At 58.6% G+C, this 14256-nt stretch carries 9 protein-coding genes; 3 read left to right on the forward strand and 6 right to left on the reverse strand.

The window, feature by feature from the left end; translation table 11 throughout:
* The first annotated feature begins 23 nt into the window (after window positions 1–23).
* Complete coding sequence (gene topA / locus NZ740_05520; GenBank protein ID MCS6771468.1) at window positions 24–2588, forward strand: type I DNA topoisomerase; 2565 nt, start codon at window positions 24–26, stop codon at window positions 2586–2588.
* Window positions 2585–3559 carry a tyrosine recombinase XerC gene (locus NZ740_05525; protein ID MCS6771469.1) on the forward strand — a complete coding sequence of 325 codons (975 nt, stop codon included), beginning with the start codon at window positions 2585–2587 and terminating at the stop codon, window positions 3557–3559. The genes topA and NZ740_05525 overlap by 4 nt, the downstream gene beginning before the upstream one ends.
* Window positions 3560–3646: 87 nt before the next feature.
* Here NZ740_05525 and NZ740_05530 read toward each other — a convergent pair whose 3' ends face one another.
* From NZ740_05530 to NZ740_05550, 5 genes are all read right to left on the reverse strand, one after another.
* On the reverse strand, window positions 3647–8173 hold the full coding sequence (locus NZ740_05530; GenBank protein ID MCS6771470.1) for an efflux RND transporter permease subunit: 4527 nt from the start codon (window positions 8171–8173) through the stop codon (window positions 3647–3649).
* Between the two features lie 37 nt (window positions 8174–8210).
* The gene (locus NZ740_05535) at window positions 8211–9257 is read right to left on the reverse strand and encodes an efflux RND transporter periplasmic adaptor subunit (protein MCS6771471.1); all 1047 of its coding nucleotides are present in this window, start codon (window positions 9255–9257) and stop codon (window positions 8211–8213) included.
* A 7-nt stretch (window positions 9258–9264) separates the two neighbouring features.
* Entirely contained in the window at window positions 9265–9696 is a 432-nt protein-coding gene (locus NZ740_05540; GenBank protein MCS6771472.1) for a MarR family transcriptional regulator, read from the reverse strand.
* An 83-nt stretch (window positions 9697–9779) separates the two neighbouring features.
* Window positions 9780–10427 carry an FAD-binding oxidoreductase gene (locus tag NZ740_05545; protein MCS6771473.1) on the reverse strand — a complete coding sequence of 216 codons (648 nt, stop codon included), beginning with the start codon at window positions 10425–10427 and terminating at the stop codon, window positions 9780–9782.
* Window positions 10424–12427: a hypothetical protein gene (locus NZ740_05550; GenBank protein ID MCS6771474.1), complete on the reverse strand. Its 2004-nt coding sequence runs from the start codon at window positions 12425–12427 to the stop codon at window positions 10424–10426. Before NZ740_05550 ends, NZ740_05545 begins: the two co-directional genes overlap by 4 nt.
* A 75-nt stretch (window positions 12428–12502) precedes the next feature.
* Here NZ740_05550 and NZ740_05555 point away from each other — a divergent pair, with 75 nt between their 5' ends.
* Window positions 12503–12958 carry a S26 family signal peptidase gene (locus NZ740_05555; protein ID MCS6771475.1) on the forward strand — a complete coding sequence of 152 codons (456 nt, stop codon included), beginning with the start codon at window positions 12503–12505 and terminating at the stop codon, window positions 12956–12958.
* A gap of 841 nt (window positions 12959–13799) precedes the next feature.
* Here NZ740_05555 and NZ740_05560 read toward each other — a convergent pair.
* Window positions 13800–13988: a hypothetical protein gene (locus NZ740_05560; GenBank protein ID MCS6771476.1), complete on the reverse strand. Its 189-nt coding sequence runs from the start codon at window positions 13986–13988 to the stop codon at window positions 13800–13802.
* Between the last annotated feature and the right edge of the window lie 268 nt (window positions 13989–14256).

Genomic DNA, 14256 nt, shown 5'->3' on the forward strand with positions numbered 1-14256 from the left:
TTTGGGGTTCCAACTACACGCGCATGAAAAATCTGGTCATCGTCGAGTCGCCGGCCAAGGCCAAGACCATCAACAAAATTCTCGGCAAAGAGTATGTCGTCAAAGCTTCCCTGGGCCATGTCCGGGACCTGCCGGAGAAGGAGCTCGGCGTGGACCTCGAAAAAGATTTCAGGCCGAAATACGTCACGATCAAAAGTCGTGAGAAAGTGATCAAGGAGCTCAAAGAGCTTGCCAAGGGGGCGGAAAAAGTCTGGCTTGCTCCCGACCCGGACCGCGAAGGAGAGGCGATCGCCTGGCACTTGCAGGAGGTCCTACAAGACAGGAAACGGAAAATTCCGTTCCTCCGTGTGACCTACAATGAAATTACCGCGCCGGCGATTCGAAAAGCCTTCGAAGAACCGCGCCCGATTGACCAAAACAAGGTCGATTCTCAGCAGGCCCGTCGGGTTCTTGACCGGATTGTCGGCTACAAAGTCAGCCCGCTTTTGTGGCGCCAGGTACGCGGCGGCCAGAGCGCCGGCCGCGTCCAGTCGGTGGCCCTACGCCTGGTGTGTGAGCGCGAGCGAGAAATCCTCAATTTCAAGCCGGAGGAATACTGGATTCTCGGCGCGAAAGTTCGGAAATTCGTCGAGCCCCGGGATGCCTTTCAGATCATGTTGGCAAAGATCAACGGTGAGAAACCGTCGATCAAATCGTCCGAACAGGCTCGGGCCATTCAAGCCGATCTCGAGGGCCGCGAACTGCGCGTGTCGGCCATCATTCGCCGCGAGATCACCCGGCGCGCTCCCCCTGCATTCATCACCAGTACGCTGCAGCAGGCGGCGTCCAGCCGGCTTGGTTTCACGCCCAAGCGAACGATGCAGATCGCCCAGCGACTTTACGAGGGTATCGATTTCGGGAGCGGTCCCGTCGGCCTGATCACCTACATGCGCACCGATTCCGTCGCCTTGTCGCCGGTTGCGGTGGAGGCTGCCCGCGATTTCATCCGCCAGACCTTCGGTCCGGAATTCGTACCGGAACAACCCAATGTGTACCGCGTCAAGGCGGATGCGCAGGCCGCGCACGAGGCGATTCGCCCGACAGATGTCTTCAAAACACCAGACGCCCTAGCGTCGCGCCTCGATCCCGACGATTTGAAGTTGTACACGCTCATCTGGGAGCGATTTGTGGCTTGCCAGATGGCCCCCGCGCGTATCGCTCAACGCACGGCGGAAATTGAGGCTGTTCGACCGCCGGGATCCGAGCAACACTACCTTTTCCGCGCCTCCACCTCAGAGGTTCTATTCCCTGGCTACATGCGGCTGGCCGGTATCGAGGAGGAGCGAAAGGCGGAGAGCAAGAAAAACGAGGCGGACGAAGAGGGCGATGAAACCGAGGTCCGATTGCCGCCGCTCGAAGAGGGGGAACGGCTCGAGAAGATCGAATGGACCGGTGAACGCAAAGAAACGCAGCCTCCTCCGCGATACACCGAAGCGTCCCTGATCAAGGCCCTCGAGGAGAACGGCGTTGGCCGGCCTAGCACCTACGCGACGATCATTTCAACGATTCTCGAGCGCAAGTATGTCGAGAAGGACAAGCGCGTGCTCAAGCCGACCCTGACGGGATTCAAGGTGAACGATTTTCTCGTGCAGCATCTTCCCGACTTGTTTGATGTGCAGTTCACGGCGCGAATGGAGGAGGAACTCGACCGCATTGAAGAGGGCAAGCTTTCATGGGTGGAGATGCTTGGCCGGTTCTATCACTCATTTCAGGATTGGGTGGAGAAGGCCCGCGCTCCCGCCGCCGATGCGGACAAGGTCAGAGGGTTGCTCGAGATGCTCAAGGATGTACGGGAGTGGGCTCCTCCGACCCGTCGCGGCAAACGGAATTACAGCGATTATGATTACGTCCGATCTGTTCGCGAGCAGTTTGAAGAGGGCAAAAATCCGCTTTCGCAGCGTCAGCTCTCGGCGTTGATCGGCCTCGTTGCCCGCTATCGCGATCAGATTCCTGATTTCGAAAAACGAGCGGAGGCCTTGGGCGTGTTGTCTGCCGTGGCCGATCGTGCCCGCGCTTCCGATCCGCCGGATGAGGTGATGCGGGAAAAAATCGCTGCGCTGTCGGAGGTCCCCTTTGAGCCTCCGCGGGAGGTTAAAAAGCGCATCTTCGACGACCGCGTTTTCTATCTATCGCTGCGCGAACAGGTCGAATCTGGCAGGCGGCTGACCGAAAACCAGCTTCGCCACTTGGACCAGCTTCTTCAAAAATATGCAGCGCATATTCCGGATTTTGAGGAGAAGGCGCAACGATGGGGCATCACTGACAAGCAAGAGGATTCCCAGGTGGCCGCGCTGGTGGACATGGCAAAAGCCGTGACGGAATGGAGGCCGCCGGCGGAGCGGAATGGCCGCGTCTGGGATGATAAACAATTTGTCGAATCTCTGCTTCGCCAGTACGAGACCAAAAAGAGTCTTTCACCCCGGCAGGTTTCGGCCCTGAAAAAGCTGCTGAGCCGATATGCCGACAAGATACCGGACTTTCCAAACCGAGCCGCGGCGGCTGGCATGCGCAGGCCGGTCCAAGCCAAGGATACCGTCGACGAACCATGATGCGGTCGGCGCAGGGGCCGATCGACGACCCGGCCCTGGTCCAGTTTGTACGATTTCTGGAAGGCGAAAAAAACGCTTCGCAACATACGGTTGAAAACTACCTGATGGACCTGCGGCAATTTGTAGAGGTCACGTGGGGAAGGGACGCGCGTCCGCCGTTTCCGTGGAATCAGGTCGATCGCATCGCGGTCAGGCGTTTTTTGGCCGTTGTTCAGAAGAGGGGCGCCTCGCCGGCCACCGCCCGTCGCAAGGTTTCCTCCCTTCGCTCTTTTTTCCGATATCTGCTTCGCGAGGAGATGGTATCGGCCAACCCTGTGAGCGGCATTCTCTTACCGAAGCGGGAAAGGAGGTTGCCGTCCGTTTTTTCGGTGGAAGAAGTGGGCCGACTGCTCGCCGCGCCGATGCTTGAGACACCCGGCGCGAGTTCACGGCAAGACCCCTTCGCTGAATGCGCGAGGCGGCGCGATGCGGCGATATTGGAGATCATCTACAGCGCAGGCCTGCGGTTGAGCGAGTTGACAGGGCTGCGCGTTGAGGAGTTGGACCTCCTGTCCGGAGTGTTGCGCGTGCGCGGCAAGGGGAAGAAGGAGCGTTTATGTCCCCTCGGCCGTCCCGCCCTACGAGCTTTGCAAGCCTATCTAGAGGCGCGGGACCGATGGCTGTCCGCTCGCGGGTTACCGTTGCGGGGCGCGCCCCTTTTCCTCAACAAAAATGGGGGTGCGCTGACACCGCGATCGGTCGAACGCATGATGAAAAAATATCTGCTGGCCGCAGGACTGGACCCCAGCAAATCTCCACACGCGTTGCGACACAGCTTCGCAACCCACCTGCTGGACGCCGGCGCGGATCTGCGTAGCGTTCAGGAGTTGCTCGGCCACGCAAGCCTCTCCACAACGCAGATTTACACGCACGTTTCAATCGATCGGCTACGAGAGGTCTACGAAAAGGCCCACCCGCGCGCGCGGCTGTAAATTCCGCAGTCCGAATCCCGAGCTGGGTAGGCAGAATTCCAGCACGGATGCATCGCGAACAAGAGCGCGTCAAGGCGTAGGGAGGGGTTATTCCACGGGATCCGCAGCCGGCGCCGGTTCGCTCGCCTGGCTGATAATGCCGGCGGCCTTCTTCAAGCGCGCCAGAGCCACATTGTAGGAAAACAGGGCCTGGACCTCGTTGTCGCGGGCCTGCGTCAGGGCCTGTTGGGACTGTAAGACGTCGAGTTGGGTTGCCGCACCGACGTCAAATCTGGACCGGGCAAGCCGCAGACTTTCTTCCGCCTGCTCAACCACTTTTCGCGTCGCTGTGACCAGCTCCTGGGCCTCGACGAACGATGAGTATGCCCGACGGACTTCAACATCAATGTCGAGGCGCGCCTTTTCCTCGGCGAGGCGGGTCTGTTCGAGTGCCGAGGCTGCCTGAAGAATCCGTCCGCGGGTTTGTTGTCCGTCAAACAAATTCCAGTTCAACATCAAACCTGCCCGCCAGCCATCGACGTTTTCCCAGCGGTCTTCGGACATCGGGTCGCTCTGGTACTGGTAGCCGGCGAATGCATTCAACTGCGGCTGGTACGACCCCTTAGCCGCGCGAAGGTCCCGCGCGCGCGCCTCGCGTAGGAGCGCCAGCCTTTTGAGTTCCGGCCGGTTCGCAAAGGCCAGGGCACGCGCCTCGGCCAAACTGGTTTGGAAACTGTCAAAACTCAATTCGCCCACGACGTCGAGTGTGGCTTCTTGGCCGGCGGCGGGGGGCGGAAATCCGAGGACACGCGCGAGTTCCTCCAGCGCGAGACGATAATCGTTGCGCGCCCGGATGAGAGGCGGATAACCGTTGGCTAGCGCGACTTCCGCGCGAAGAACATTGAACGGCGAAACGGCGCCGGCCTCCAATTTATTCTTCGCGGATTGAAGCTCCTCTTGCAGCAACTCGACGTTCTGCTCCTGGACCCGTACTTGCGAGCGGGCGAGAAGCACAGCATAGAACCGTTCGCGAACTTCCAGCAGGACGTTGTTAATGACGCTTTGAAGTTCCAGGCGCGCGGCCTCTTCCTCGAGCTTTCGCGCCTGGCTAGATGCCGCGAGGCTTCCGCCCGCGTACAAAGATTGAACGGCTTCGAGGCCAAGGTTCCATGTGGCGTCGTTCTTTTTGCCTGGCATCCCGAGATCTTCCGCCTCCTCTTGGTACATGCCGGAGATTCGGATGTTCGGAATTCGGCGGCCTTCGGCCTCGATGACTGAGCCGCTTTGCTGGCGCAATCGTTCGCGGGCGGACAGGATTTCGTAATTTTGCGCGACCGCCGTGTCCAGACAGCGCGCCAGATCGAAGGCTCCGCGCGGCTGCTTGGAGGCGTCAGCAGGAGTCTGGGCTACCGCGGGGAACGCCACCCCAAGAGCAAAAGCTGCAATGAGGGCGGCGGCGGTCAAACCGTTCCGGCGTGGTGAGCGGAATCGGGCCACCCATTCGGCGAATACTGTGTAGACCACCGGAATGACCACCAAAGTCAGGATCGTGCTCGTGAGGAGGCCGCCGAGCGCCACGATGCCCATGGGCCTCCGGCTTTCACCGCCGGCGCCCCAGCCGAATGCGATGGGCAGAATTCCGAGGATGGTTGAGAAGCTCGTCATCAGGATTGGTCGAAAGCGGAGTTTCCCTGCTTCGCGCATGGCCTCAATGGGAGAAAGGCCCTGAGCGACACGCTGGTTGGCAAATTCGACGAGCAGAATAGATGTCTTAGTCGCCATACCGATCAGGAGCACTAACCCGATTTGACTGATCAGATTCATGTTCATACCGCTAATCCTCGGAAACACGGCAGACAAAATGTGGGCGATCTTCGGCGGATCCGGCGCGTAGTTGGCCCAGCCATAAAAGGCTCGGCCCATGACCGACAGGCCATCGAGCGTCCACAGCAAACCGAAAGCGCCAAAAAAAGCGAGGGGTATCGTGAGCATAATTGTGAAGGGATGCAAGAGGCTTTCAAATTGCGAGGCCAGAGACATGTAAACCACGATCAGCGCGAGAGCCGCGATGAAATAGAACCCGCGTCCGGACTCCCGTAAATCTGACGATTCACCCGCCCATGCGAAGCGGGCGTCGGGCTCCAATTCGGCAAGGATTCGTTCCGCGCGCGCCATGGCCTCGCCAAGCGTGATTCCCGCGGGAGTCCCCTCAATGGTCGCTGAGCGGAAACGGTTGTAGTGGTAGATAGCGTTCGGGCCGCCGCCCTCTTTCAGAGTTACGTAATTCGACAATTGAACCAAATGGCCTCGGCCGTCCCTCAAATAAATTCTCTGGAGGATTTCGGGGGAAAGTCGCTCTTGCCGATCGATTTGGGCGATCACCTGGTATTCCTTTCCACCTTCCTTGAAGCGGCTCAAGTCAAGACCGCCCAACAAGATCTGGAGGGCTCGAGCGATGTCGGTGACTGCGATCCCGGCCTCGGCCGCGCGGTCTCGATCGATATCGAGTCGAAATTCCGGCTTGTTGAATTCAAAGTTGCTCCGGGCCTGGAAGAGAAACCCTTCGGCTCGAAAGGCTTCGAGGAGGCGCTGGGTGCGAGAGGCGAGGCGATCCAGGTCGGTATCTTGCAGCACCAATTGGAACGGTTGCCCGAATCCTCGGGTAACCGCCTTGGGGACGATCGGGATCGCAAAGGCTCCGCGCGTTTCGGAAATCATCCGGGACATCAGTCCGCGCGGCCCGTCCAACAGGTCGCTAACGTGCTTTCGTTCTCCCTCGGTCAGGCGAATAAACATGAAGGTCTCATTTGGGCGGCCTGGTCCGGAGCGTCCGAGGGCGACTGCTGCGAAATACATGTCGATCTCCGGCGTTTCGCCCGCAATCGACTCCATCGTTCTCAGCATTCGGTCCGTGTATTCCACGGTGGATCCTTCCGGCGCGACTCCAATCGCGATCAGTCGGCCCTTGTCTTCGGGCGGCAGAAATTCACTGTCGAGTCGCGTGTAGAGCCAGGCCGTAGCGGCAAACACCGCTGCGGCGACGGCGATCACCGTCTTGCGTCGACGGAGAGACGACTCCAGTGCCCGTTGATAGCGGACCTGGAGTCGATGGAAAGCCCGTTCAAAGAAGTTGTAAATTCGACCGTGTTCCTGCGCCGCCCGATACCGGAGGATTCGAGGGGTCAGCGCGGCGGTGAGCGTCAGCGCAACGAATGACGAAATCGCGACAGACCCGCAAACGGCTAGCGCGAATTCGACGAAGAGTCTTCCTACGAAAGTGGTTTGGAAGGCGAGGGGAATGAAGACGGCGATCAGCGACACCGTCGTTGCAATTACTGCCATGCCAATTTCGCGCATGCCGCGAATGGCGGCCTCCATAGGCGGCATCCCCTCTTCGATATGTCGATAAATGTTTTCGAGAACGATGATGGAGTCGTCGACGACGATGCCGATCGCCAAAACAAGCGCCAGCATCGTGAGGATGTTGATCGAAAATCCCAGCGCATACATGATAATGAAGGTGCCCGCTATCGAGACGGGAATCGTTAGCGCCGGGATGAGTGTCGATCGGATATTGCGGAGGAAAATGAAAATCGTGACAAGGACCAGACCGAAGGCGATGAACAGGGTGGTCCAGACTTCGCGAATCGCGCGCTCAACGAAGATGGCCTCATCATACGGGAAGTCGAGCTGCACATCGACGGGCAGGGAAGGGCGGATCCGTTCAATCTCCGCTTTCACGCGCTTTACGACCTCGATGACGTTTGCCTTGGATTGCCGCACGATACCGATGCCGACAGCCGGCTTACCCTGAAATCGCGCCAGAGAACGTTCGTCTTCAGCTGCGATTTCGGCGCGGCCAAGGTCTCCGAGGCGTATCAGCGCCCCGCTGTCGCTTCGGATGACCAAATCCTCAAATTCTTTCGGAGTGTTGAGGCCGCCGAAGGTAATAATTGAATATTCGCGTTCCCGATCTTCGATTCGACCGCTTGGCAATTCGACATTGTCGGCCTGAAGCCGGCGCTCGACATCGGCGATGGTTACTCCGTGTGCCGCCAACCGGTCAGGGTCGAGGCGCAGGCGCATCGCCATCTTCTTTCTGCCGCCGATGATGACGGAACTCACGCCGGGTATCGTTTGTAGGCGATCTTTGATCTGGGTTTCGGCGATTTGGGTCAGTTCCAGCGTAGAGTAATGGTCGCTGTACAGCGAGACCCACATGACCGGGAAAGCATCCGAGTCCTGCTTAGCAACCACCGGTTCAATGATGTCTTCTGGCAGCTCGCCACGCACGCGGGCGACTCGATCGCGTACGTCCTGGGCCGCGACATCAATGTCGCGTCCTAGATCGAACTCAACGGTTATTGAGCTGACCTGTTCGCGACTTTCGCTGGTCAGCGTCTTGATGCCCTCGATGCTGTTGATCGCTTCCTCAAGTTTTTCAGTCACCTCCGTCTCGACGACCCGGGCATTGGCGCCAGGATATACGGTGAGTACGTTGACAATGGGCGGATCAATGTCCGGAAGCTCACGGACAGACATTCGCTGCAGTGACACCAGGCCAAATAACACGATGGCCAGGCTCATCATGGAGGCGAAAATGGGCCTCTTGATGGAAACTTCGGAAATTTTCATGTTGATAACGGAATGCGGTGGGACAGCGGTCGTTCGTCTATGTAGATTTGGTTCGGGCGCCAGGCCTCAATTTTTGATGCCCCTCAGTCACGACGACATCCCCGGGGGCAAGCCCCGAGATCACTCGGGCACGTCCCGGTACGCGACTCCCGATTTCCACCGGCCGAAGCTGGACACGCGTATCTTCTCCAACGACGTACACAAACGATTGGTCTCCCCGTTGCATAATGGCGATGTCCGGCACAAGAAGGGCATCCTCATCTTCGCGCAGGACAACGGAGGCACGTGCGAACATGCCGGCGCGCAGCGCTCCATCCGTATTTCCCACTTCAGCTCGCACGAGCACAGTCCGAGTCGCCGAATCGACATCTGGCGAAATAAATCGAATCGATCCCTCGAATACCCGATCCGGCCATGCAGGAACCCTAATCTCAACGATCTGCCCAATCCGGATCGATGAAATGAATCGTTCTGGCAAACGCAAGTCCACCTTTATCACAGACTGATCAACAAGGGTTGCCAGATGGGCATATCGCGCAACCACCTGGCCCGGACTGACGAGGCGGACACCCATGATGCCATCGAACGGAGCACGAATGATGGTCTCCTCTAACTGCTCGCGAAGGCGTCGGACCGCGGCTTCACGGGCGTTGAATGCACTGCGGGCTGCATCGTATTCGGCTCTGGCGATGGTGCGAGAATTGAACATGCCTTCCGCGCGAATGAGTTCAGACTGAGCTAGTTCCAACGCGGCCTCGGCCTCGGCAAGGGCCGCACGCAATTTGCCGTCGTCAATTCGGAATAGGATCCGACCCTTCTCCACTGGGGCTCCTTCTTCGAAGTTGATTTCAACGATCCTTCCCTCGGCCTCGGATTTGATTTCTACCATCTCATTGGGCAGAAGGACGGCCGCTGCGGAAAACGTCTCGCGGAACTTTTGAGGGAGAATCGATTCAGATCGGATGAGGATTTCGGCATCTGGCGGCGGCCCACCTCCTTTCTCAAATCGGCTGGCGCAACCGGCTACAATCAGAGCCGCGGCCGCGATGGCCGCTACGAGAAGATGTCTGGGGTGTCGTTGCATGATTCACCTACGGGGAAAATTGGACGGTCAACGCCTCGAGCATCGCGAGATACGAGGCGCGATCTTTCTCTGGAAGGGGCTCGAAAAGAAGGCGCAGCGCCGAGCGGCGATGGCGCCGGGCTTGTTCGATTGCCCGACGGCCACGGGCCGTAAGCGAGATATCCACGTTTCGGCGATTGCCTTTGGGATGGAAGCGCCGAATAAGGCCCGATGACTCCAATCGACGTAGAAAGACCGAACCGGTCGACGGCTTCAATCGAAGCTGCTTGAGAAGAAGGGCTCTGGGGCAGGGCTCCTGGTAGCCAATGATCTCCAGTGCCCAGATTTCCTGGATCGTCACCCGATCGCATGACAAGCAGTCCTGCTCCCGCGCCAGAATGGCACGGCATAAGCGGGGAGTGAGCTCGGTGATCGCATCGATAAAGGCATCAAGTTGCATGTTGCATATTTCATAAAATGAATAATTCAAATTTCAAGAATTCTATCCTCTGCTGTAAAGATTTCGCGCGCGGGGCCGATCCCTTACCAATAGAAGTAGGCCTCTGTGAAAATGGATCCGGGCGGAACGCCGCGACGGAGGAGAATTTCACGAGCAGCCCGGATCATCGGGTGGCCTCCGCAGATGTAGATGTGGGCACCCAATGGGATTGAAATCTGTTCGAGCGCATCGGTTACTCGCATCGGTCGATCCGGCCAGCGGCTGATGCAGGGCATGTATACTGCACACCGAGGTTCGAATTCGCTGCGCCAGTAGAGCTCGACGGGAGTACGGACCCCATGCAGCACTATCGGTCGCAATTCGGGATATGTTCTGAGGAAGGATCGGAAGGGGGCGATCCCCGTACCGGTGGCGATGAGCAGACATGAAGCTTGGGGGTCGCGGAGCGTGAAGCTGCCCGTCGGCCCGCTGAAGGAAACGATGTCGCCCGGTTGCAACGCCGCGAGGCGTGGGGACACCAGCCCGTCGGGAATAACGCGTATGAGCAGACACAAATTTTCGTCTCGTTCGCCGGAGGCAATCGAGTAGGATCGATCTTCGGGCGGGTCACCAACATGAATTACGATTTCCTGGCCCGCGAAAAACTCCAAACCTGCACGTTCAATCTCCAGGCTTATCGTTCCCGGCGCCATCGTTGAAATATTTAGGACCCGTGCCTGAAGGCGGTTCATCGGTCAGGCTCCCATTCGTAAACGCGAAGCGTGTAGGTCCGTTTTCGCAGGCTGAACGAACGGTTGCTCCGATGCTGGACCCTCTCGGACGAGTCCAAACGAACGGGACCTTCGAGAAGCCGGGCGTTTTGGAACTGCGCCGGCCACGCCTCTAGACCATTTCGTGTGGAGGTGAGGAGAAGAATTCTCCGGCCCGTATTGACGAGTGCGCGCGCTGCCAGTTCTGGCGATCCCTCGCCGGCCAGAAGAGGTTCGCCGCTAACAACGTTAAGGCCATAGGCTAATGCAAGGGGGGTGCCGAACCTGAAATGATCGCTCACGATTAGGTCATCCGGTGATGCAAGCCTTGCGATGCGCTCGACAGCATCCATCGTGCCAAGGTGTTCCGCCGACCGCCACGCCTGTGCGGATTTCGGCACGACGGCGACGAAAGCTACAAGAATGAGAAGGAGGGCAACCCGCAGAACGACCTTTGGAAGTCGGCTCTTGGCGACCTTTTCCCAGAGCAGGCTGGCTCCGAACGCGAGAAGAGGAGGGGACCATGCCAGCCAGCGTTTGCACGCCCATGGGTGCAAATCGGCGGCGTGCTTGCGGAGGAGGGCCGCGAGTAGGGCGCTCGCCAGCCAGATCAGCCAGGGCGTGGCAGGCATGCGGGATCCGCGAAGAACAAGGCCGAGGGCGCCCACGAAGGCGAGCACTGCTGGGGCATAGGCCAGCCAAGCTTTCGCGTTTCCAGGGAATTCACGCCAACCTTCGATGAGAAACGATTCACGAACTAGCATCGCGATCAGTGGCGCCAGCGCCAGGAAACGGAACCATTTCAGTATGTGGACAAGACGTGAATTCGGGCAGCGACTAGCTATGAAACCGAGCGCCTCAATAAATATCGCTCCCACAACCGCCGCTGTTGCCGCCGAGCGAATTGCAGGCATCCAATGACGGATTTTGACAAGCGATTCTGGAACCACCCACTCGTACCATGCGAAACCGCCCGCAATGGCTGCAACGATCGCCGCATGCCGCGCCATGAACACGTTTCGATCCGGGTTTGAAGCATGCCAGGCCGATGAGATCCACAGCCACATCGATGCGTGAAAGACGAAACTCGGCCGATTGAGGATCCCGCAGAGCACGCACAGGAAAAGGACGAAGGCAGTCGACCGCGGACCGCGTGAGACGGTGATCAGGCCGATCGCGCAGACCATCGCCAGCTCAAGCATTTCCGACGCGGGGTCACCGAAGTGGGCGACGACGATCGGCTGAACGAGAAGCAGGCCTGCGCACCCGGCGCAGGCCGGCCCCGAAAGTCGAGTGGTCGCAGATCCCAAGCAGCCCAAGAGAAGGGCGGCGACTGCGGCAAGAAGGAAGTTTGACCGGAAGACAGCGTCACGCCCGCAGGCGGTTTCAAGAACAGCGATCCATGCCGGCGTTCCCCGGTAAAAATACGGTTGAATGGTACCTGTGTTTGGATCTGCGGGAATGCCGGGAAAAACCTCCAAAAATTCGTAATGGTACCGGGCGAACGCCTTTGGCGCTTCTTTGAGGATCCCGGCGAGAAGAGGATTCGGCGGCTGCTCGACTCGACCGGTTCTCGCGACCAGCAGGCCCTGGTTCAAATTGACGCCCGGATCCCACCCTCCGATGATCCATTCGCCGCGGTGCGGCAAGACCATTACGAAGAACCACATCGCGGCGCATAGGAGGATGATCCTGAAGGCATCCCGGCGACAAACACAGTGACCCGATGAAAAAAGGCCAGCCGCGGACCCGAGAATAACGGCAGCTCCGATCGTGGTCGGGCCAAACAATCCCGATTCAGCCAAGATGGTCGCTGCCACCACGAGATAGGACAACCCCAATGCCAGCGCAAAACCCAGGCGTTCCGGTCCGGTGATCGGACCCCAGACCGGCAACCACGTTAGACCGGGCGGAAGAACAAGCGCGCAGAGTATCGCGGCATCAAGCACCGCGTCGGCGATCGTTTGGAAGGACTCTGGCATCCATGAAATCGTTGACGTATAACCGTCTTCATGGCGAATCAATTCCAGCCTTGTCTTTCTCCCCGTATCCCTCCGATGAAGACCGCTGGCGATCTCGCCAACGAGGATCTAGAAACTCTGCAGATCAAGGCCGTTCTCGACGTAGTGGGTTCGCTGGACCTTCCGATTGTCGGGACGAGCATGGGGAAGCGTTGGAACGCGTACGAACGGGCAAGGCTATCGTCGCCTTCGGAGAGGCGGCCCGAAATTGGAGACGTCATCATCTTCTCGAGAGGCAGGCGTCTGGTGGCCCATCGCGTCATCGCGCGATTGTGGGGGCGTTACATTACCAAGGGAGACGCCCGTTGGACATTCGACCGACCTTTTCCGACGGATGAAAACGTGATCGGTGTGGTGACGGCTCTTTTCCCCGGCGGCGCATGCCCACGGAGCAAGAGCCGAGCGTTTTTTGAGGGATTCAAGGCGATTGCGGCGTCTCCCATTTGGCTGTTTTTTCAGCGACAGATCGGCAGAGGTCGACCGCCCGCGTAGAGGGTTCGAATTCGAGACGATAGCTTGGCACGCGTGTTGCAACCGACTCGGCCCATGCCAGCGCGCGCTCGACGGCATCGGCCCTGTAGAAAGGAGCGATCGTATTTCCAAGAAGCCGAGTTACCGATTCAATAGGGTCGAGCTGCGTCGCTCGGTTAAACGGCGCGTGTTCAAGATGGAAAATTGCGACGATGGGGCCCCGGCGAACGTTTATTTCTGGTTCGGAACCATGCCACGGAGTAGGCATGGCTTCGACCCTGCTATCAACAGTCCAGACAAATTGTCTGTCATCGTTCAAGAGGAGTGCTCCGGATGCGCGAAACAGTCGACTCAACGTTGTTTTGCCCGCTCCGGAGCGCCCGCAGAAGAGGAGAATTCCGCAGGCGTCCCAAACCGCGCTCGCGTGAATGACCCCGACGCCCTGCTCATTGAGAACATTAACCACGGCGATCTGATCGCACGGGTAGTTGAATGCATAAGGCGTGGCGCTCCCGTTGCGCCCCGCGCGACGTAAGAGATCTCCGCTTCGAAAGTCAGGACTGAATCGGGCGACGGGAAGGGGAGACTCGTTCGGTAAGATATGGATTGAGAAGATCCAATCGCCGTTGGGTGATTGCTCCAGCCGCCATGTTTCGGTTGTCCAAACGGGGCGGCGCGGCCAATCCTCGACTCCCAGCGTGCTATCCGGGTGGACAATCCGGTAGCTGGCGGCGAGCGGCAGAGCGGTCGGAGCGTCTAGAAACGGCGAAAAAGCCGAGTGGAATCGAAGAGGTGAATCGTCGACGTCCTTAAATTCGAAACGCCATCCCGCAAGCGCAAGATTCGCGCAAGACCCGGACATTTAGGATGGCGACATGTCGAATCCAGGCAATCTTTTGACGACATTCCCCGTATCGTCACGGATCAGCTCAGCACAGGCATCGTTGTCGACGGTATCCTTGCATGCCGTCTGGGCGATTACCGGTTTATCCTCGAGGATCACGCGCGTAATGCGCGGCTTTTCGTAAGGTTTTTTCACGTGGACGTCCATGGCCTCACTCTCCTTTGAAGTAACCAGCAGTTTCCAATTCGATCGAATTGCCTTTCCTCGATTCCATTGATTTTAGACCGAAGATCCGTTCCCGTACCTCGTTGATCCTGCAATAGTACATAACGGGTCGTCCGGGCACACCACGATTTTCAAGCGCCGATGTCGCCGCGCAGTTGTTGCAACCGAAGCGGTAACTACAGGTGCGGCATGGAGACCCCTCCGGAACCGCTTGTTCTCGAAGCTTTGAAATGTGTTTTCTCCATCCCTC

The organism is Kiritimatiellia bacterium, from assembly GCA_025054615.1.
In the GTDB taxonomy this organism is placed as follows: Bacteria; Verrucomicrobiota; Kiritimatiellia; order CAIVKH01; family CAIVKH01; genus JANWZO01.